Below are 20,497 nucleotides of genomic sequence, written 5' to 3'. Positions count from 1 at the left end.
CTAGTCATAATTGATGTGCACCAGCGTATGCGCCGGCGCACTGCGGTGGATCAAACACTCCAGCGCCGAACCCGGATTCATGCCAAAACGCTCGCCCCAGTAACTGGCGCCAAAGCGCCGACCCAACAGCAGGCGGCCGCCGGTGTTGAGGGTCCACATGAACTGCGCCTGCCAGGTACCGAAATGCGCGGCGCCGAAACGCGAGCGGCCCATACGCGGGGCTTCGAGTTCGGTGATGGTGGCGTTCGGATAGCCCTGGGTGCGGGCGATTTCGACGAAGTAGCTGATCGCCTGGCTGCCGACTGCGAGCAGCCGCCGACGTACCGCGAGGCGGCGGTCGTCGAACAGCGGAGTCAGGCCCAGGCACGGATCGGGCAGGTTCATCACCCGTTCCCAATCCGGCACCAGTTCGCTGACGCCGGCCGGGTCCATTTCATTGAGCAGGTCGGCGGCGCGGGCGTCGAGGCGAGCCAGTTCCTGGGAGACGTCTTCCAGCACTTGCTCCAGTTCCGGCACTCGCTCCGGGTCCCAGGCCGGGCCGCTGGGCAGCAGGCTGCGCAGTTGGGTCTGGTATTGCTCGGCGGTTCTTATTGCAGCCATACGCAACCTCCGAACGTCAGCAGCTGATTGCTCGCGGCCGTAACGTCGGCGGCTGGCGCGACCAGTTTGTGATCGCTTTCGCCGGTGGCGCTGCTGATGGCTTCGGCGATGTGGGTCAGCAGCAAGGTTTCACCGAGCCCGGCCTCGCGGTTGTGCAAGTCGCGCAACTGCGCTTCGACGGCGGCGCGCACGGCGCTGGTGTCGGGGGTGAGGCGCAGACTGTAGGTCACCGGCATCTGCACCGGCGCCAGCACATGCAGCTCGGCAGTGACCGGGCGCAAAGGCTCGATGTACGCCTGGACCAACGCCAGTTGCGTAGCGTCCGGAACCGGTTGCGGGTCATCGTCACGCATGACGAACAAACCGACGGTGCCTGGCCCCAGATAGCTGCCACGACACCAGGCGCGGGTGATTCCCGGGCACTCCAGCGCCCAGGTTTCATAGTCTTGCGCCGAGCCGCCGTGAGGGATGATGCGGTACGAGCGAATCACTCGCGAGCGCAGCGATTCGACGCTTTCGCGAGCAATGCCACCGGTCAGACCCGGCGCCAGCACGGTGAAGACACCGCCGATGCCCTGGATCGGCTGCACCGGGATCAGCGTCATGCCCGCATCGGCATTGCCGATAGATCCGGCGTCCAGTGCGGCGATGGCGGTGCTGTTGAGACCATTGCTGGTGGTGAGCGCGGCGGTCACTTTGTAGGTGCGACCGTCGCTCGATTGCAGCAGGGTGTCGACATCCAGCACCGCGCCCGCCGTGGCGCTGAAGCTGACGCTGCCACGGGCGGATTGCGCCGCTTTACGCGGCTGGTTGAGGCGTAGCGCGGCGATGCGTTCCAGCGTGGGCTCATCGGCCTTGTCCGGCAAAATCTGCTCGGCGATCCAGTCCAGATAGCCATACAGGCCAAAGGCTGCACCGCCGAGGGTTCGGGCCAGAACTTGCGCATCGGACTGGCGCAGCGAATCGCCGGCCAGGTCGCTTTGGGTGCGCTTGATCAGCACCGGCAGCGAAGGCATTTCAAACGGCATAGGTCACCTGCCAACTGTGTTCAGGGTTGATGTCCAGACGCTCACCGTCGGCCAGGGTCAGGACCGTGCGCAGGTTCAAGCGCTGGTCGTCGAGGCGTTCGCTGAGGATCTCGATGGCGCTGCAATGGCCGTCGTCGATCAGCCATTGCAGGGCTTCGCGGGCATAAAATTCGGCGTCGAGCTGGGTCTGCCGGGTCAGCTTGACCCGGCGCAACAACCACAGGCGCGAGCCGATTCGGTCGTCGGCCACCGTGGGAAAACTGTCGCCCCACCAGCCGAAGCGTTCGTCGTCATCGAGGAAGTCATCGTCGGCGGCGCGGCGCCAGGTGAAGAGGCTGATCAGCACCGAACGGGTCAATGCGGTCTTGAGGTCATGACTGATAAACATCACTGGCCTCCTGCGGGGGCAGCGGTCTGGCCGTTGCCCGGCTGGACGCCCGGATGCACGTGTTTGATCTGGCTGATACCGCCGGCAACCTGGTCCCCCTGGGAGACGATCTTGCCGGTCTGGGTCAGGGTCGGCGTGTCGATGTTCACAGCGCTGCTGGCGCGGATGTTCAGCGTGCTGGTTTCGATGTCGATGATCCGGCCGCGCTTGAAGTGGACCTTGTCCCCTTCGTCGGTGTAGATCGCCACTTCACCGGGCGCCAGCGCCTTGAGGCGATAGCGGCGATCGGCGACCACCAGCACCACGGCGTGAGAGCGATCCCCGCCGAGGAAGGTCGCGATACCTTCGGCACCGGCCAGCGGGTTGCTGGTGAAACCGTAGGGTTCGAAGTGCTCCATGTCGTCGTTCACTTCGCCGGCAGTCAGGCGCATTTGCAGCGATTGCAGCTTGGTAGCCGAATTGGCGAGCACGACAGTGCCGCGCGCCAAGAGGCGTGTCAGTAGGCTCATTGGTTTTTCCTTGAATGGCGAGCGCGCTTTTTTGTGGGAGCTGGCTTGCCTGCGAATGGGATGTCGCGGCGCGTCAGGCAAGACGCCTTCGCGAGTATCGGAACGCCGCCCGGCCCGCTCCCACAGGTTCAGCGTCAACCTCAAGACTTCTTGGGCGGCACCGGGTTGGCGTCGAAGGTATGCGGCGGCGCCACTTGCAAGGTGGTGATGGAGCCCTGCTCAGAGAGCGAGTAAGTGACCTTAGAGATCAGCATGTCCTGATCAAAACCCAGCACCTTGTCGATCACCCGAACCAGCGTGTTGTGCCGCCACAAATCGCCGTTGGATTGCCGCCAGCCTTGCACCCTGTAGGTCGTCGCCAAGGCCTTGCCAGTGCGGGTGGCGCTTTCCCAGTCGGCGCGTTGTTGCGCCAGTTCTGGCGTCAGTTGCGCGCTTTCGCTGATCACCGTGACCCGCTTGCGTTGGGTCGTAGCATCGGTCGCCACACCCGACACTTCGCTCACAGCGCTGCCGCTTTTAGTGTCGCTGCCCTTGTGCTGGCCAATGACCCGGTATTCGGAAAACACCTGGCTGAAATCCATCGGCGCGTTGGCCGAGAGAATGTTCTTGCCCAGCTCCAGCACATCACTGGCCCGCCCGCCGCTGCCGGGTTTCGCCAACAGCACACGGCCTTCGGCATCGTCGGTGGAGAACACCCGGTACAGGGTCAGCAAGCGGTCGATGGACTGGAACACCGTTTCTCCCGGGACGATGCTGTGTTTGTTCAACTTGGCGGTTTGTGCAATCTCGCTGACCACCCCCACGCCATAAGGCGATGCCAGGGCCTGGACGATGCTCAGCACGCTTTGTTCCTGCCATTGGCTCGGACGGTTGATCGCTGCGCAATCCACCAGGTCCCGGGTCAGCGAACTGCCCTCGATACTCAGGCTGATCTGCTTGCCGTCGTAACTGATCGGCGCCTTGTAGACGTGCCCCATGAGCACCAGGTCGCAACCGATCCGCACTTGGCAACGCGAACCGGGTTTGATCGGCACCGCCAGGGTTTGTCCCGGCCATTGCCAGGTGATGTTGAGTGTGAAGGTGCGGAACTGACGCTCCAGGTCCGCACTGATTTCAACGCTTTTCCAGCCGCCATAATCCAGACCGTTAACGGTCAGGCTGACGGCGTTTGCAAGGTCGGTCATGGTTTACTCCCGGGCGATTTGCAGGCCGCCCGGGGGCAGGAATCCAAAGTGAATCACACCGTTGCGTTGCGTCACTTCACCCACCCGAGTGGCATCCCCCAGGTATTTGTAGGTGAGCACCAGTGCCGGCATGCTCTGATTGGGAGACAGGGTGATCAGCCGCACACCGGAGGATGCCACCGCCGTCAGATGCCCGAACAGTTGCTGACGCAATGCATTGAGCGCTTGATAATGCACGGCATCCGCCTTGAGAGCGGCTTGCCAGATCGCTTCATTGAGCGCATCGCGCAAGGTCAGCACATCGTCGGCCACCGGCACGTCCACCCGCTGCACCGGTTGCACCGCTTGCTGCGCCAGGGACGGCGTGGAGTTCAATTTGACCACCGGAGTCGCCACCGGCATCCGCGCCACCTGATAGCCGAGCTTCACCAACAACGCGTCCTGCACCAGATTGGCCATGGCCTGAGCCGCCGCCACTGTGTCCTTGCCAGTGGTGAGCTTGGGGGCATCGATCTTTTTCACCGCTTCGACCTGCTGCGAGGCGCTGGCGAGAACGCCACGGTAACCCTCACGCGCGAAGTCCCCAAGCTCCTTGATGTCACCCAGCAAACCCTTGAACTCCGCGCTCACTTCACGGGGCAGTTCCTTGATCGCCTTGACCAGCAAACTGAGTTCCTTATAGGTCTCGATCACCTCCTTGAACTCGTGCTCGATGACCTCGTAGATGTCTTTGAGGCTGTCGCGCAGCTCCTTGATGCCGATCCGCGCCGCCTTGATGAGGCTCATGGCATCTTCGAAGCGGCGCACCATCGACCCCAACAAGCTGTCGGCCGACACCAGCAATTGCTCGCGAGTGTTGACCTGAGCGGTGGGGAACTGCAGCGGCTGGTCGGGGTAGAACTTCAGGGCGAACGTCACCAGCCCGCCGTCCTGGCGGGTCTGGGTCATTTCACATTCGCCGACCTTGACCTGCATCCGTCCCAGCCACGGATGAACCAGTTCACCCGCGCCCTCCTCCAGCGCCTTGAGCAGTTTGTCACGCTGCTCCAGGCAATCGGGCCCGACGATAAACGCCGTCAGGTCGTGGATCTTCGCCTGTTGGCCAAGGCCCTCGAAGAACGGCTGGTCACGCTGGGGATACTCATGCAACTGACCTTTCTGGCCGACCGGGGTTTTCGCCTGATCAACCCAGAATCCGACGCCGCGAAACGACGCCGGCAACAAACGATCACGCCAACTCATTCGAACCTCCTAAAGACAGTGAGCGATAGCCAATCTGCGACGTCACGGCCAGGCCAGGTTGGTTGGTCTGTGGTTGATCGGTGCGCATGCCGGCCGGTGCATTTTCAAAGCGCACCGTCAGGCCGCCCTCCAGTTGCGCGCGGTTGTTGGCGGCGCTTTGTTGCACCAGGGCGTTGGAGCCTTTAGGCAAATCGCTCGACAGCGACGCTTGATCGTTACTGGCACCGAAAAACGCTGGCGCCAGTTCACCTTTGCCCTCGGCGTTGGTTTTCTGTTGCGCCTCGGTCAAGCCTTCGACCTTGCCGGTGATCTTCGCAATGAAGCCACTGACACTGCCGCCGAACAGGTCCTTGATCGGTTCGATAATCGCCTTGAGCTTTTCCCACAGCCCACTGAACCACGCGATGATCGGCGTCCAGTGCTCGGTAATCATCGCCATCGGTGACCAGTCAAACAGCGTTTTGAACAGTTCCCCGACCGGGGCCGTGACACTGCTCAGCGAGTCCCACAAGCCCGAGAAGAATTCACTCAGTGGCTCCCACGCCGCACTGACCTGCGCCATTGGCGACCAGTCGAACAGACCTTTGAAGAAGTCCACCACCGGTTGAGCCATCACCTCCAGGGTTTGCCACAACCCCGAGAAGTAGTTGCTCAGCGGGTCCCAAACTGCGCTGACCAGCGCCATCGGTGACCAGTCGAACAGGCCTTTGAAGAAGTCCACCACGGGCACGGACAGTGCCCGAAGCAAATCCCAGATCGCTGAAAACAATCCAACCAGCGGTTGCCAGTTGCTAACGACCATCCCCAACGGAGTCCAGGAAAACAGCGTCTTGAAGAAGTCGATAACCGGCACAGCAACGGCTTTGACCCCTTGCCAAAGCGAACTGAAGAAGCTGTTGATCGGACGCCAGTTGGCGATGATCATCCCCAATGGCGTCCAGCTGAAGATCACCTTGAACGCGTCGAACACTAGAGAAGCCGCCGCTTTGATCACATCCCAGAGCGCGGCGAACACCTGACTGATCGGCCCCCAGTTGTTGATGATCATCCCCAGCGGCGTGAAGGCGAACATCGTCTTGAAGAACTCGACCATCGGCATGACAACCGGTGCAATCTCTTGCCAGAGTCCAGCGAAAAACGCCGAGATCGGCTTCCAGTTCGCAACGATCACCCCGGCCACCAACGCAATACCCATGGCAACCAACATCAGCGGGCTGGTCTTGAGCACCGTGCTCATCAGGTCAAGCGCTTGCGTGGTGGCGGTGACCGCGGTTTGAATCGCCGAGAACGCAATAGCGCCCGCGGCAATGCCCTGGACCAGCTCCGGATTGTCGTTGAGCAAGGTCCCGACACCATTGAGCAACGGTTCAAGACCGACCACCACCGCGCTGACCGCTGGCAGTAACGCGGCGTCAACCGCGACCGAGACCTTGTCCATCGAAGCGCTGAAAACGCTCAGGTTTTGCGCAGCACTTTTGGGTACGCTCGGTACATCAACGCCTTTTGCCGACTCACTGACTTCTGCCAATTTGCCCTGGAACGCTGCCGCCGACTTGATACCTTCGACGAAGGGCGTGACCACGCTACCGCCCTTGAACAACCCGCTGATGTCCAGCTTGCCCATGCCGGCCTGCTCAAGATTGGTTTTGAAGCTATCGACTTTCGCCCGAAGGTCCTTGAGCTTGGGTGACAGTTCATCGATGCCTGTCAGCAAGACCGCTTTTTTCTCAATCTTTTCTGTCTCTGCCATCACTGCACCTGCTGCATCGCATTGATCCGTTGCGCGTGCTCCAGTGATTCGCGGAGCACGTCCAGTGGCCTGGCCATCATCTGTTCGGGGTCAACCTTCCAGAACCAGGCCAGGTCATAGGCGACAGCGATCAGGTCGGAGATGGCGCCGATGCCGCACTCATGAAAAAACTCGCGACGGCCCAGCTCAGCGCGTTGAGATCAGCCAGGTCCAACTGGTTGACCGACGACGGCGGGATGCCGGCGCAGACCGCGATGTATTTGGCCGCGACGTCCATGTCCAGGCTGACTTCTTCGCTCTTGTCGATCTTGTATGGCAGCGCCTTGATCGCCCGCACTTCCTGCACCGTCGGACGGCGCAGGGTCAGTTCGGTCAGCGGCTCGCCGTGGGCCTCGATGGCCACTTGCAGCTTCACGGCTTGAGTCATTGCCAGGTCCCCTTCACACCTTCGAAGACCAACGCGATAGACGCATCATCGCCCTTGGAAATCGGCGCATCGACCAGGTAGGCACCGGCCAGCACGAAGACTTTGCCGTTGCTGAATTCGCAGGTGACGGTCATGTCGGTGCCAGCGATCAGCTGCTTGAGCGGGAAGTCCGGGGTGTGCAGCGCCGTCACCTTGAACGATGGGGTGATGTCGGTTTCCTTGTAGAAACCCGGCACCAGTGTTTCGCGTTTGGTGGACATCAGCGGCGCTTCGCAGCCACCGTTGATAGTCAGTTGAGCGCCGTCCACTTTGACGTAGCAGGTGCCCGCAATCAGTTGACCCATGGTGTTTCTCCCTTCAATAAAAAGCCCACGCGAGGTGGGCTGAACTCATACAGTGAAACGCGGCACTCAGGCCGCGTTGTCGTACTGCAAACGGAATTGGTTGAGCAGCGCGAACACACGCAAGCCGTTGATGTAATCCGGCGGGAACAGCACGTTGACGCGGCTCGGGTCCTGGCTGTCGCGCTCGACGATCAGGTGCTCGGCGAACAGCTCGGCGTTCTCGACGTGACCTTCCAGTTCGAGCTTGGCGTACTGGGCGATCAGCTCACCGCGAATGGTGCTCGGGGTCACGATCGGCTGGCCGGCACCGAAACGGGTGCCGTCGGCGGCCAGCTTGTGGCGACCGTACTTGCTGGTGATCACGCTTTGCAGGCGACGCACAATGAACGCCGACTGGTGCATGGTTTCGCTGTCCAGGTAGGAGTTGTCTGCCTGGCCGTAAGCGTTTTTCTGATAGGTGGTGATCGCCCGCTGAATGCGCACGTAGCCGCCTTCGTAGTACGCGGTAGCGATGCCGTAGTTGAGCAGCGACTGGCGCTCGGTCAGGGTGAAACGCTCACTGGCCGGAGCCGGTTCGACGCCCGACAGGCTGCCGCTTTGAGTCGGACGGCTGGCGTCGGCAGAGATGAACACCGAGGTCCGCGCAGCCAGTGCGGCCGCCTGAACCCAGAACGGTTGAGGAACACCCAACTCCAGCGCCTGAATGGTCATGTGCTGGTCGTTGCGGGTTTGGCCGGCGGCGACCAGGGTGCCAACGGTGCCGCGTTTGGCGGTGTAGACGTGACCGAACAATTGCTTGGCCCACGACCAACGCCCGACGCTGTCATCCATGACGGCTTGCCAGGTATTGAGGGTCGCAGTGTCAGTCCACGGCATGCAGATAAACTCGAACGGCTCATCGCCCAGTGCAGCGACGGCCGCCACCTGATCCGGCACGCCAGCGCCACCGGCCATTGGGGTGATGGCAGTGGTCAGGCCAGCCGGTGTGTCTTCACCGTTGCTCTTACCCAGGCGATTGAACTGCAGGCTGATGTCGTTGGCACTGTCACCAGTCCATTTGGCAGTCAGGGTAATCACGCCTTCAACCGCAGCGGCGGTGACCGGCAGGTCGGCGCTGGCGTTGATTTTCAAGGCCAGTGCAGTTGCGGCCTGAGCCGCCGTTGCCGCATTAACGACAGCCGATTGAACACGTACGCCGCCGACATACAGGTTGAGTACACCGCTTTCCGTTGCGGTGCCGGTCAGGGTCAGCACACCTTTGGCAATGCTGCCCACGGTGTTATGCACCGGCAGGCACCAGATTTCACCGACCGGGTCGGTCTTGCGCCAGGTCTCGTACATCGAGGCCAGCATCGAGCCTTGACCACCGATGCTTTTGGCCAGCGCCACGCTGGACACCAGCACCAGTTTGCCGACCTCGGCGCTGGCGACGTTGTCGTTGACCTGAGCGACGATCAACCGGCGCATGGCCGACGACGCGCTATTGGCTGCCGAATTGTCCATCTCGGCGTAGAACAGCGGAACACGAATGTCCGCAGGAATGTTGCTAAATCCGATCGCCATTATTTGGCTCCCTGTGGTGTTGCCGCTTCCACGGCTTTGGTAGTGATATCGCCATCGGCCAGACGTCGACGCCACCAGGCGTTGTCCGGCACTTCACGGCCTTCGAGAGGCAACAGATCGCCCGCTTCCGGGTCGGGCACGGCACGGCCTTCGGCCGGCAGCACAGTGATGCGTTTGCTCATTGCTTTACGTCTCCAGAGAAAGTCAGTTCCAGGCGCCCGTCAGGCCCCGGACGTTTCAGGTTGGGGTCCGCCGGGTCGATCGCATCGACCCGCACGGTCACCCCGGTAAAGGACGACAAGCCGTCCAGTTCACGCTCGTGCCAGCTTTCCGCCGGTTGACCTGGCAGATTGCGGCCGAGCTGAAACTCGGTAAAAAAGCGCAAGCGATACAGCGCACGGCTGCTGTTGATGGAAACCAGTTCGCCGCCGTCATAGCCGATGACGTCGTAGTCGTTACCGGGCTTGAAACCCACCAGTGCGCGCCAGAGTTCGGCGCGCAGGTCGTGCAACAGATCCAGCGCTTTTGTAGCGTCCGTGGTGTCGAGCACCAGGGTCACTTCGAAACGGTCGCGGATCGGTTGCAACATCAGGTTTTGCGCCACGCTTTTGCTCGCCAGATCGGCGAGCGGCACGACGTAGGCACAAGGGGTTTGCAGCGGTGTGTTGGTTTGCAGTGATTCAAGATCAATGCCCGCAGCGACACGGTTGGCAAGGCTGGGGCATTGCTCACGCAACTGCGTGAGGATCGGCGTGATCTTCATGGAGGCGCTCCAGAATTGAATGAAAGATGCCAGTCAGGAACCTGTGGGAGCGAGCCTGCTCGCGATGGCGGCCTGACATTCGGGATTGATGTTGACTCGCACACCGCTATCGCGAGCAGGCTCGCTCCCACAGGGAATGCGTTCAGCAATACATCGCAGTCGACCCGAGTCAGTGATGGGTGTTATGCCTTGGCGTCCAGGCAGGTCGCCTCGATCGTGCAGCGGTAACTCTTCTCGCGATTGCTGCTGGCCGTAACCTTGTCAATCGACCAACGCCCGCGCATGAAATCGGGCCAGGTGGTATCCAGCAGCACCAGCCCTTCGGCGGACAATTGTGGATTGCCGGGGCAGTCGATCTTCACCTTGAGTGCTTCACGCATCATCCGGCGGACCTCGCCTTCGCCGGCGGCCTGTGCATCGCTTGCGCTTTGGTAGCGCTGACGCATCGTCTTGAACGGCGCGATACCACTCTCGACCACACGCATTTTGCCGGCCGCCGCGTCCCACCAACTGGTCTTGCAACCCTGGTACTTCGCCCGGGCGGTTTCATCCAAGGTGGCGGAAATAAAAGACTGATCGCCTGGACGGTTGTTAGTCGTTACCGACAGCTTGACGTCTGGTAGTACCTTGCCCGATAACGATTTCACCTGCCCCCGCCGTGCCAGTACATACAGCTCGTTGATCGGCTTGGCGACAGCGTCGTGAAGGTAGGCCAGTCGGGTCAGAAACCCCATGTCCGTCTCGTTGGACTGATCGATGTGCTCGATTTTTATCAGTGACAGGTCCGGGGCCACACGAGGAGAAAAACCGTGCCTGGACGTCAACTCACGAAACAGCGCCCCCAAGGTCGTCGGACCATGACTGACCGATCGGCGCTGCTTGAACCCGGTCTGATCCCCCGCACTGAACGGCGCCGCCGTGGCCACCAGCGTCAGACGCAGTGGAAACAGGGTCGGCGTGCGCCGGGTAATGACGAACTCGCCTTTATCCACCAGCCCCGACTCCAGATAACCGACCCGCAGGCCGATTTTCCCACCGAGGCTGGGCAACCCTTCAAGCCCTTCCAGACTGATCGTGAGTGTCAGTTGATCGGACTCTATCCCCGCCGCATCAACGTGCTGCCAGGAGATCAACCGTTCGTTGAGCAACGCCGAGTTCGCGCCGTAAATTTCCACCGCTGGCGTGAAACCAAGTGACATGTTGCCTCCTTAATCCCAGGCCGAAACCGGTATGGGTGCAACGGGTTTTGAGTCAAGCTCCGGCAGAACCACCCAGACACCCGCAGGCAATACAGGACCCTGCTCGGCCAGCGTCGGATTGAGGCGCCATAGCGCCTCTTCGGCCGCATCGTCGCAACGATTGAGCTCGCGGTAGAGCAACAGATTCACCGAGTCACCGGCGATACTTCGAACCCTACGCATTGGCGAACTCCGTCAATTCGATTATCCAGTCGACCACCATCGCGGTACCGTCATCAATGACGTTACTTTGGGTCTCCGACAGCTTGTTGATCTGCCACAGCCCCCAATTGCGGCCGATGCCATCAACCAAGGGCAAAGGGGTACGCAGCGCTTGCAATGCCCGCAGCTCATCGAGCCGATCCATGGCCGTCGCGTACATCGACTTGCCCGTTATCGTCAGACTTTGCAGGCCTTGGCCGATCTGACTGGATTTGGGTTTACTGGTGAGAATGTCGATGCTCTTCCAGCCGCCGTCCGATGTGCGCACCAGGCTGTGGTAAGCGAAGTTTCTGGACAGGCCGAAAATGAAACTGCCCAACACCATTTGCTGACGCATTACGTACCTCCATCGGTCAGGGCCGCGTCACTTCGCATGGCGAGTGAGTTGGGCATGGTCATTAACCCGAATTGGCCCGTAATCTGTTGCACCACCAGGTTCGCCAACTGACTGGCGCTGGCCTGATCCTGGCCATTGATGTAGATGTTCGCGTTAACCGTGTTCTGCTGATTGCTCGTCTGGGCGTTGGTCAGGTCTTTGGCAGCCTGATCCGGAGGGGGGAGTTTGTCGGCAGGCGCTGCGAGTTTTTCACCCAGCCAGGAACCGGCCATACCGCCAAGAGCACCGCCGATTGCCGTACCTATACCCGGCAGTAAAAACGACCCAATCGTCGCCCCCACAACAGTTCCAGTCAGCTCGCCGACGGCACCGCCAACAGCCTTGTCATCCCCGTCGCGCAATCCTTTGTACGCATCGTATCCGGCACTGAGCACCATCAGCGGTGCAGCCACTTTACCGACCAAGGGTTTGACCTTGGCCGCGGTCCCCATCAAACGGCGTCCCAGGCCTGGGGGTTTGGTTCTGGTTGCAAGGGACTTTCTTTGCTTGCTGCCCTTACCCTTGCCACCACCTTCATCAACATCGGCAAGCACATCCCCCACACTATCGGGCAGGCGCGCGGCAGCCTGATTGAGGACTTTCTTGCCCACTCTCGAAAGCGCCTCCGACAACACAGCACTGCCAAGAAGGGTCAGCAGGGATCCGACGGCAGCGACCGTGAGAACAATCCCGGCAGCGGCCTTTGGGGACCCTTCTGCCAGCGAACTCAAACCATCAGTCACCGTATCGAGGGAGGCCGTCAAACCGTCAGTCACCGGCATCACTGCGTTGCCAACCGCCGAAGACAGACGGGTCTGGCTTGCATCATGAGCATTCCATCGTGCTTGCGCGGTTCCGCCCAGCGCTTCGGCGGTTGTCGCCACGGAGCCTTCGTATTTCGGCAACGCCCCGTCTTTGGTCCGCTCGGACACCAGCAAAATAGCCTTCTGAACATCTTCCGGCTTCTTCAGCAGGTCAAGAATTCCCGCGTTATCGCCGAATAGTGTCTTCGTCAGCGACTGCTGTTCTTCGGCAGGTTTTTTCTTCAGTGCTTCAAGCACCAGGTTAATTGTTCCAAGCGGGTCCGTGCGCAGGCCATCGGCCACCGTCTTGGAATTGAGTTCAAGACCCCGTTCAGGATCCAGCTCAGCATTCAGTTCAGCCCAAGCCGAACGTTGCTCCGGTGAAGCCGCGTCCCCCTTGGCCAACCCTGTGGTAAAACTTTTCAAAGCCACACCGGCGCCGGACTTGTCCACACCGCTGTTCAAGAACGCCGCCGCGAGGGCCGCCACGTGTTCAGGGGTCAAGCCCGAAGCGATGCCAGCTTCACCACTCTGCTGCAGTACAGAGCCGATATCAGCGGCTTTGACATTCAGGCCACTGTTGCCGAGGTGATTGGTCGCATCCGCCAGGCTCAGGCTTTGTCCCCGATCCAGATTCATCGAAGTGCGCCAGCCCAGCAGCATCTCGCTGGCGGCCTTGACGTCGAGATTGAATGCCGACGCCGTCACCGCGCTATCGCGAGTGAAGTTCAGCAACTCGTCCTGACTCTTTGCCGAATCGAGACCTTTCCCGATGCCCCCCTTCACCGCCGCCAGTTCGACCTGCGCCAGCTGCACGGCCGTTGCCCCGCTTGGCGCAACCTGCTTGTCAGTAGCCATTTTCTGGTTGGCATCCGACAGCTTCTGAAGTTGGTTTTTATCCAGCTTCAATACCTGATTGAGCTCGACCATCGCCAACTCAATCGCCATGGCGGACTTGAGAGAATCAGGCGGTGTACGCTGGTCAATCTCAGCCTTGAGCTTTGACTTTGGCTCGCTGCTTGACGCCGGCACGGAAGCATTCGCCTTGAGCAGCGATTGCTGCGATGACAAGGCACCGTTCAACGACGCCAGGGTTTCACGTAGCTTGACCTGCTCCACTGCCAACAAACGAATGTCGAGGCTGACGGTGGTCAGTGCCAGGTCCAGTCCCGACAAGGGATCAGTGAAACCGACAAGCCCCGGCGTTTCAGATGCACTGCCGAGTTGCGGTCGCTCAATGCGATTAATCTCCGCATCGGGCGGCGAATACTTACTCTCTGCCATCCCGCTCTACTCCTGTTTCACGCCAAGGCGAGTGATCGCGATGTCGTAGCGGCGCAATGCCTTGCCAGCGTCCCACTCCAGAATTTCCGCCTCACTTACCGGGTAAATGAGCGGCACCACATCGAGGATTACTTCGATGTCGCGTTCCGAAAGAAGTCCGCCGGTTTGTTTAAAAAATCGTCGATGCGTACCTGCAACTGAGTCCAGTCGGGCACGGTCAGCAAGGCCAGATCGGGAAGCATCAGGCCGGTGCAGTGAGCGGTAATGAACTCGGCGCGTTCCTTGGCCGTTTTCAGTTTTTTCATCGCTTTGGTGGCGCGCAGCACCGGCATTTCCAGGGTCAACGAAGTCATGCTGCGGCCCGCCACATTGAGCGGTTGCAGCAGTTGCACCTGATCGGGATCGTCGTCGGACGCTGAGTCAGCCTCGGTAGCCTGCTGTAGAAAGTACGACGCCGGGCGGGTCGACATTTCGTGCACGTACTGAGCAATGCTCACGTAGTCCGGGCGCTTGAGCTGATCCAGTTCCTTGACCGACAGGCCGGTGGCCAATTTGGCCAGTTCGAAGAACTGATCGTCCTCATCCTCGCCGGCGCGGGCCAGCGCCTCTTTCTGCGCGGCGTAGTACAGCGGCTTGAGTTGGATCTGCTCGATCTGCGACTCATCGTCACCGGTAATCGGCGACAACAGGACATGTTTAGGCGGCATCCAGGACATGAAATGAATTCCTTGCTCATACAAAAAAGCCGCCCGCAGCAAGCCGGAAAACCAGCAGGTGAAGGCGGCGATACAGGAAAGTGTTGCGGTCGCTTAAGGCAGCAGCACGGCGCGGCGGGCATCGCCGAGAATGTCGACGCCATTGAGCACGAACTTCTGGGTGCGCACGTCGATGTCGATCACCGGGATGCCATTCTCCAGACGGTTGTAGGTGCGGCAGGACAGCTCCAGCGTTGTGATGGATTTTTCGCCCATCTTCAGCTTGGCCTCACCCAGGGATTTCAGCTTGCCGCCCACGGTGTGATAGGTGAACCAGGTGTTGCCATCCTGGTCCTGACCGGCTTCGCGGACATTCAACAGGATGTCTTCACCCAGTTTCACACCGAGCGCCAGCATGATTTCCGGGCCAGTACCTTGCAGGTTCAACGTAGCGTTGAGCACTTTGCCGCTCTTGGCCATTTCCTCGGCGATAAAGCGCCCGCCAGTCATCGGTTCCATGTCGAAATCGATCTTCGGCGGGGTGAAATCTTCCACCGTTGCCGACAACGGCAGGCCTTGCAGGGTGGCCGCGATGGCCTGTCTTACGCGGTTGGTAAACATTAGAGAACATCCTCCAGGAACTGCTCGATGATTTCATCGCGGGCGTTGAGTTGGTAAACCATGTGTTCGTTCGGCGCGTAGCGGCCGTAGTCGATGACGATGAACCAAGTGCCGTTTTTGTACTTCTCGACGCTGTTCAATTCCGGGTGCAGGTACACGCTGCCGCCAGGGATGGTTTCGTCGGCGACCAGGGTTTGCAGCCAGTCGTTGATGCGCTTGACCTCCTGATCCATGAACGACTTGGTCAGGTTCTTGGCCATGGCTTTTTGGCCGGCCTTGACCAGCTTGCGGCTGATCGCATCTTCCAGGCCGACGTAGCTGATGAACTTGCCGGTGATGGAGCGGTTACCCAGCAGCGAGAACCCGCCGAGGACGGTCCGGGCGTAGTAGCTGATGCCGTAGCGGTTGAGCAGATCGCCCTCGGTCGAGGTGTCGAGGATGTTGTATTCCACGGTCCGCGAAACGTCCTCGGCGTAGGTCACCTGGTTGCCTGGGCTTTCCCATTGCTTGACCTTGGCGAGTGCCGCGATGGCCAGGCTCGACGGTGCCAGGAACACATTCTTCTTCGCCGCCTTGGAGTACACCGCAGGCATGTTGTGCACGACGAGGCAACGGTCGAAACCGAGGTCCGCACCGCCCAGTTCGCCGCTGTAGGTCACCTGATCGGCGACCGAGGCGTCCTTGCCATCAAGCACCACACGGGCCTTGATGCGCTTGCCAAACGAGGCAAACTCGCTGGCCACCGCCTTGGTGCCGGTAAAGCCCGGGGCACCGATGATGGTCAGGTCTTCAGGCACACCGCTCAATGCGGCCAGGCCCAGTTTGCGACCGGTCAGCGCTTCGTTGCCGCCAATCACATTGTTCAGGGTGTCGGCCGGGGTCGCGCCCTCTTCGACGATGACCACGTACACCGGCACCTTGACCACTTTCAGGATCTGGTAAACCGCCTGATACAGCGTGCCCGCCTCGGCGCCAGTCGGATCGAGCTGCGCGTGGGTGGTAAAGCTGTTGATGCGGAACGGGGTGTTTTTCGGGATCAGCGGGTTGGCGTTCGGCGCCGTGCCGACCAGACCGATGACGTTGTCACCGAGGCCACCCATGGCCTCGGGGGATTCGGTGGCATTGACGGTGATGCCGTTGTGCTCGAAGTTCAAAACCTCAGCCATGGTTATTCAACCTTCTCGATGGTGGCCGTTTGGGCCGGGGTGGTTGGGGTGGCCTCGGCCTCGAGGACGCTGGTTAGCTCGAGACGGCCAGCGCTGCGCAGCGCAGAGGCCTCAACGTCAAGCAGGTCAAGCTGTTGGCCGACACTCGACCAATGGCCACCACCGGTGGGGAATGGGAGGAGCACGGTGTAGCTTTTACGGTTGTCCATTTCAGGATCTCCAGAAACGAAAAGCCCCGCATGAGCGAGGCTGTTAGGAATGTGCCGCGTTATGCGCAGCGGAAAAGAAAACGCCCCGTCAGTGCGGGGCGTTTATTGAAGTTTCTCAGCCATCCAAGGCGGAGCTGCTGGACGATGCTCGATCAACGGGAACTCACCTGCCTCCGGCCAGTTACGCAGTGCTCTGCGGTACGCTTGAAGCTCGGCGTACTGCGCCGGAGTCAATGTGGTTTCCGAGCCTTCCTCCAGTTCGTCACGGTGACGCGAAACAACACCGTCAGTAACTGCAAGCTGCCCGTCACGCCACGCTCGCTCAATCGCGGTGAAAAACTCAGGGGATTGCGGAGGCGGATCGACCAGCACCGGATAGCCGTCTTCGCCGCCCGTAATTAGCTTGCCAATAGACTGGCCTTCAAGTAACGCCCCATATTGCTCATCTGTTATTTCAACAGCATCGAGCGGGATAGTGCCACCGTGGGTTTCGCGACTATAGAAACCACGAGTATCTGCTGAATAGAACATGATCAATCCTTAGAAGCCAATAGCAATATAAGTGGCATTTTCTACTGCGTATCCACCACCTAGCGAGCTGGACCCATTGAAGTTTGAGTTAAATGTCCTGTTCGCGGAAAACCCTGTTTTTGTAAGGTTTGTTGCGGTAAGTACATAGGGTGCATTCACATTAGCAGGATTAAGAACCATCCCTGAAACAGCAACGCACATGTTAGGGAATGCAACAGCGAACGTCATAGCGGCTTGCTGCGCTACACCACTAACTGTCCCCCACTGAATAATCATTCCACTTGGCAGTTTTTGCCAGCCCGTAGCACTGCGCGATGCAGCAAAGGGGGCAGTAGCACCAAATACCCCAGTCCCCAGCAGCAACCATATCCCGTTACCAATGAAAGTAATGTCTATGTAAGTGTCAGGGGGAATCGATCGATTGGCAGAACTAGACGCTACGGCGAGACTTTCCTGCATCTTGTCCGTCCCCTGAGTCACTAGGGTCAGACTCGCGATTGACCAGTTCTGCAAACGAATAACGGCACCTGGCAGAACACCATTCGCCACCGAGTCAGGAATACTGTAAGAAGCTGGACCACTCCCATAAGCGTGAACCATGCCGCCAATGTGCGCCGCAATACCGGTTAATGCGGCGGTGAATACATAGAAACCATTAAGCTCAAATCCTCTGGTTCTAGCCCACTCAGTCGTTACAAGCTTCTTGGTAGTATCAAACCGAGGCGGGGTATTTGCAGTTGGGTCGATCAGCGCTGGCGAGTTGAGAGGCGCAAACCCTTGGGTGACATTCTGAAAAGTCAGCGCTGTAGTGCCCAGCACAATCGCGCCGTCCGTGACCAATTGCCAGGTCGTATCGGCGAGCGTCGCACCCTCCTCTACCGGGACAGTCAATCCCGAGGTTACCTTGGCGCTCGTATCGGCATCCTTAGCGCGCACCCATGCATCATTTGCGGCGACATAAATGCCGTTTTCTTTCGCGGAGACTTGGGATTTAACAAGAACCCGATCGCCTGCAACGACCGCGATTCCGTCAAGCGTCTGCGCACCACTCAAAACAATATTGGCCGTCGTTGCCACTCGCACAGACTGCTTTCTGTCGAGCTTCGCGAGCTCGTCGGCAACATAGCTCGACACCCAGGCCCGCGTCGCCTTGACGACCGTATCGTCGATCAGCAACGTCACCAACGAAGCATTACTGGTCTCGAAAATCGACCGGATATAAAACTCTTTCCCCGATCCCGACGTCGCCAGTACCGGCTTGAATGACTCCGGGTATTTGACGATGGCGTACAGAATGCCGGTATCGGTCCAGAGCCCGGCCTCGCGCACATACCAGCCGCCGACTTCGGGCGGAATCGTGACTTCGGCCAGCAACCAGCTGGGATTTTTCTCGTCCTGGAACAGCGCATTGAGTGGCCCGCGCCATACTTCGCGCTTGAGTGCTGTGTCAGTCGCGGCCGGGTTGTAAACCGCGCCACCGCCGTCACCGACCGAAATCTGCGACAACTTGATCGGCACGCCCGCCGCCTTGCAGGCAGTTTCGTAGGCGATCCCCGCATTCGTGAGCAGGGTGTAATAGTCGGCCATTTAGGACCCCTGAGGATAAATAGTGGATGTTTCGACGGCGTAGAGCCCGGCGGCCATAAAGGCCTGACCCGAGGCTTCAAGCCCTTCGATCACAATCGGATAAACCGTGGTCAGCTCACCGCACACGGTGGCTGCGCCGATAACGTGGTTGCCAAACGCGCTCAAGCCCACAGACACCGACAAGGTGTCGCGCTCGCTCTTTGCGTCCCCCAGACGTCGATCGAGACGCGCGTCGATTTCTTCGCTGTAGGGTTGCTGGGTAAAGGCCCTCACGGAAAAGCTATAGGGCTGGCCTGGCGGGGTCTGCTCGTACCATGCGCGAATCTCGGGCACTAATTGCAAACCCTTGGCGGCGTTCTCCAGAGCCTTTCGCGTACCGGCTTGCCGGGCGGTTGACCACGCGAGTTCTACTGTTAAACGCTTTTCAGCCTCGGGCGCCTCAGAGCTCCACTCAGCGACCCCACGATCAGCCGCGAGATACGGCAGGAACGCCAACGGCGTGTTGGCTGGGTCCATTAGCTCGGGGAACGGCAGAGCGATGCGATCGAGCAATTGACCGAACCCGAGATCAAGCGCTTTTTCCAGCGGCGAACTGTTCGCCGGCAACAGGCTCGGACGAGAAGTTTGATCACTCATAGCGTGAGTACCTCAACCTCGACGCCCGTGCAGTACGGTGCCTGGAAGGCCGTGGTCACGATGGGCTCCACTGGCTCGAGGATCTCCAGCTGTACCGCGCCGGCGGTATGTATCGTGTAATCGATCCAGCTTGGATCGACCCGCCCTTCCAGCCGATGGCACACATCGGCATACGCCTGCAATTGCTGCTCAGCGGCCACCTTGGTCAAACCCGAATCCGGTCCGGCGTTGATCTTCGCGATCACCCGGATTTTGTAGCGCTTGATTTCGGCGGCCTGCACCGTGACGAGATCCGTTTCGGGCCTCACGTCAGGGCGGGCAAAGTGCCGGCGAACCCCGTCCAGCAGGTCCGCAGACGGCGTGCCATCAGCCTCTCGCGACAGCACAGTGACCCTCACCTCGCCAGGCGCTGTTCGGCGCCCGTTGCCATCCTTGACCTGTGCCGCGTAGCCATCCGGATCAAAGCTGTAGGTAACCGTCACCACGCCCGGAGCCGTGGTTTCGACCTTCACTGCGGGCCGTTCGCCGAGGGTGAACACCTCGCGGCGATACTGCATCCGCGAACCCGCTGCTGGCGCATGAGGCGCCAGGTAATAACGCAGCCGGGCATCGTCGTCGCTTTCATAAGTGGGTTGAATCGGCGGGAATGCCGCCGGGTTTCCCGGGTCCAGCAACTGGCGCTCAAGCCCCATGTCCGCGAGGCGGGCGTCGAGGTTACTGCCGGTCGCCCACCACGCAAGCATCTGCTTGATGCGAGCGTTGTATTTGCGTTCGTGGGTTTGCAGTCGCACACAAAAGGCCTCAAGGGCCATGGTCAGCAGCTCGCTTTCGTTGTCGAGGCTGACTTGCAGCCTGGCGCCAGTTTCCGGTGAACGGGCGGCCACGTAGTCGACGACAAACGCCTTGAACTCTGCGAGCAGCACCTCGAACGCTTCGACCGTGACAATCGCCGGCTCAGCCAACTGGTTTTGACCGGGTATCAGCATGCTCATGTCACGACCTCGAATATCTGTTTGCGGTTTTCCCAGGTGCCGGCGAAGCGCAACAACAGCCCCGCCCCTCGACGACTGGCGACGATGACCTCAGGCTGAAAATCATCGATACCGTTTATCTTGTTGTAAAACGCCTGTGCCGCATGGCTCTGCGCAAGGATCAGCACGTCGTCGCCGACGTTCTGCCCCAGCAAATCAGGGACCAGAGATCCATACAGCGGGCGCTTTTGACGAGTGCCCAGCGGGGTGGTCAGTGCGCGGGTTGCGCGCTGCACAAACTGAAGCCAGTCGTCGACCGCTGCCCCGGTGTTTCTATCGACTCCAATCATGGGAAGCCCC

Annotated in this window: 25 protein-coding genes; all 25 read right to left on the bottom strand. The window is 60.1% G+C overall.

Annotated features, from left to right (window positions below; all coding sequences use genetic code 11):
- Positions 1-600, bottom strand: a complete 600-nt coding sequence (locus BK658_RS11850; protein WP_123582436.1) for a YmfQ family protein — start codon at positions 598-600, stop codon at positions 1-3.
- Positions 588-1,628: a baseplate J/gp47 family protein gene (locus BK658_RS11845; RefSeq protein ID WP_123582435.1), complete on the bottom strand. Its 1,041-nt coding sequence runs from the start codon at positions 1,626-1,628 to the stop codon at positions 588-590. The genes BK658_RS11850 and BK658_RS11845 overlap by 13 nt, the downstream gene beginning before the upstream one ends.
- Positions 1,618-2,016, bottom strand: a complete 399-nt coding sequence (locus BK658_RS11840) for a phage GP46 family protein (protein ID WP_054595959.1) — start codon at positions 2,014-2,016, stop codon at positions 1,618-1,620. The genes BK658_RS11845 and BK658_RS11840 overlap by 11 nt, the downstream gene beginning before the upstream one ends.
- Positions 2,016-2,525 carry a phage baseplate assembly protein V gene (locus tag BK658_RS11835; protein ID WP_103315485.1) on the bottom strand — a complete coding sequence of 170 codons (510 nt, stop codon included), beginning with the start codon at positions 2,523-2,525 and terminating at the stop codon, positions 2,016-2,018. Before BK658_RS11835 ends, BK658_RS11840 begins: the two co-directional genes overlap by 1 nt.
- 140 nt (positions 2,526-2,665) lie before the next feature.
- Complete coding sequence (locus BK658_RS11830) at positions 2,666-3,709, bottom strand: phage baseplate assembly protein (protein ID WP_123582434.1); 1,044 nt, start codon at positions 3,707-3,709, stop codon at positions 2,666-2,668.
- A gap of 3 nt (positions 3,710-3,712) precedes the next feature.
- Entirely contained in the window at positions 3,713-4,951 is a 1,239-nt protein-coding gene (locus tag BK658_RS11825; RefSeq protein WP_123582433.1) for a DNA circularization protein, read from the bottom strand.
- Positions 4,938-6,701, bottom strand: coding sequence for a phage tail tape measure protein (locus BK658_RS11820; protein ID WP_123582432.1), 1,764 nt, complete (start codon positions 6,699-6,701; stop codon positions 4,938-4,940). The genes BK658_RS11825 and BK658_RS11820 overlap by 14 nt, the downstream gene beginning before the upstream one ends.
- Before the next feature lie 130 nt (positions 6,702-6,831).
- On the bottom strand, positions 6,832-7,128 hold the full coding sequence (locus tag BK658_RS11815) for a phage tail assembly protein (protein ID WP_054595954.1): 297 nt from the start codon (positions 7,126-7,128) through the stop codon (positions 6,832-6,834).
- A complete protein-coding gene (locus BK658_RS11810; protein WP_054595953.1) occupies positions 7,125-7,472 on the bottom strand; it encodes a phage tail tube protein in 348 nt (115 codons plus the stop codon). The genes BK658_RS11815 and BK658_RS11810 overlap by 4 nt, the downstream gene beginning before the upstream one ends.
- Positions 7,473-7,538: 66 nt before the next feature.
- Positions 7,539-9,035: a phage tail sheath subtilisin-like domain-containing protein gene (locus BK658_RS11805; RefSeq protein ID WP_123582431.1), complete on the bottom strand. Its 1,497-nt coding sequence runs from the start codon at positions 9,033-9,035 to the stop codon at positions 7,539-7,541.
- Complete coding sequence (locus BK658_RS11800; protein ID WP_054595951.1) at positions 9,035-9,217, bottom strand: DUF2635 domain-containing protein; 183 nt, start codon at positions 9,215-9,217, stop codon at positions 9,035-9,037. Before BK658_RS11800 ends, BK658_RS11805 begins: the two co-directional genes overlap by 1 nt.
- On the bottom strand, positions 9,214-9,798 hold the full coding sequence (locus BK658_RS11795; protein WP_123582430.1) for a phage tail terminator protein: 585 nt from the start codon (positions 9,796-9,798) through the stop codon (positions 9,214-9,216). The genes BK658_RS11800 and BK658_RS11795 overlap by 4 nt, the downstream gene beginning before the upstream one ends.
- 182 nt (positions 9,799-9,980) lie before the next feature.
- Positions 9,981-10,997, bottom strand: a complete 1,017-nt coding sequence (locus BK658_RS11790; RefSeq protein ID WP_123582429.1) for a phage late control D family protein — start codon at positions 10,995-10,997, stop codon at positions 9,981-9,983.
- A gap of 9 nt (positions 10,998-11,006) precedes the next feature.
- Complete coding sequence (locus BK658_RS11785; RefSeq protein ID WP_123582428.1) at positions 11,007-11,219, bottom strand: tail protein X; 213 nt, start codon at positions 11,217-11,219, stop codon at positions 11,007-11,009.
- Positions 11,212-11,595 carry a phage tail protein gene (locus BK658_RS11780; protein ID WP_123582427.1) on the bottom strand — a complete coding sequence of 128 codons (384 nt, stop codon included), beginning with the start codon at positions 11,593-11,595 and terminating at the stop codon, positions 11,212-11,214. Before BK658_RS11780 ends, BK658_RS11785 begins: the two co-directional genes overlap by 8 nt.
- Complete coding sequence (locus tag BK658_RS11775; RefSeq protein WP_185019814.1) at positions 11,595-13,556, bottom strand: phage tail tape measure protein; 1,962 nt, start codon at positions 13,554-13,556, stop codon at positions 11,595-11,597. Before BK658_RS11775 ends, BK658_RS11780 begins: the two co-directional genes overlap by 1 nt.
- Before the next feature lie 293 nt (positions 13,557-13,849).
- Positions 13,850-14,437: a phage tail assembly protein gene (locus BK658_RS11770; protein ID WP_123582425.1), complete on the bottom strand. Its 588-nt coding sequence runs from the start codon at positions 14,435-14,437 to the stop codon at positions 13,850-13,852.
- 93 nt (positions 14,438-14,530) lie between these two features.
- The gene (locus BK658_RS11765; RefSeq protein WP_123582424.1) at positions 14,531-15,037 is read right to left on the bottom strand and encodes a phage major tail tube protein; all 507 of its coding nucleotides are present in this window, start codon (positions 15,035-15,037) and stop codon (positions 14,531-14,533) included.
- A complete protein-coding gene (locus BK658_RS11760) occupies positions 15,037-16,203 on the bottom strand; it encodes a phage tail sheath protein (protein WP_123582423.1) in 1,167 nt (388 codons plus the stop codon). Before BK658_RS11760 ends, BK658_RS11765 begins: the two co-directional genes overlap by 1 nt.
- Positions 16,204-16,205: 2 nt before the next feature.
- The gene (locus BK658_RS11755; protein WP_123582422.1) at positions 16,206-16,412 is read right to left on the bottom strand and encodes a hypothetical protein; all 207 of its coding nucleotides are present in this window, start codon (positions 16,410-16,412) and stop codon (positions 16,206-16,208) included.
- Positions 16,413-16,514: 102 nt separating this feature from the next.
- Positions 16,515-16,943 carry a tail fiber assembly protein gene (locus tag BK658_RS11750; protein WP_123582421.1) on the bottom strand — a complete coding sequence of 143 codons (429 nt, stop codon included), beginning with the start codon at positions 16,941-16,943 and terminating at the stop codon, positions 16,515-16,517.
- Between the two features lie 9 nt (positions 16,944-16,952).
- Positions 16,953-18,530 carry a phage tail protein gene (locus BK658_RS11745; protein WP_123582420.1) on the bottom strand — a complete coding sequence of 526 codons (1,578 nt, stop codon included), beginning with the start codon at positions 18,528-18,530 and terminating at the stop codon, positions 16,953-16,955.
- Positions 18,531-19,166: a phage tail protein I gene (locus BK658_RS11740; RefSeq protein WP_123582419.1), complete on the bottom strand. Its 636-nt coding sequence runs from the start codon at positions 19,164-19,166 to the stop codon at positions 18,531-18,533.
- Positions 19,163-20,158, bottom strand: a complete 996-nt coding sequence (locus BK658_RS11735) for a baseplate J/gp47 family protein (protein WP_123582418.1) — start codon at positions 20,156-20,158, stop codon at positions 19,163-19,165. The genes BK658_RS11740 and BK658_RS11735 overlap by 4 nt, the downstream gene beginning before the upstream one ends.
- Complete coding sequence (locus BK658_RS11730; RefSeq protein ID WP_123582417.1) at positions 20,155-20,487, bottom strand: GPW/gp25 family protein; 333 nt, start codon at positions 20,485-20,487, stop codon at positions 20,155-20,157. The genes BK658_RS11735 and BK658_RS11730 overlap by 4 nt, the downstream gene beginning before the upstream one ends.
- Positions 20,488-20,497 lie beyond the last annotated feature (10 nt).

This window comes from Pseudomonas brassicacearum, assembly GCF_003732175.1.
Classification (GTDB): domain Bacteria; phylum Pseudomonadota; class Gammaproteobacteria; order Pseudomonadales; family Pseudomonadaceae; genus Aquipseudomonas; species Aquipseudomonas brassicacearum_G.
This window is presented reverse-complemented; position numbering and strand designations above follow the sequence as displayed.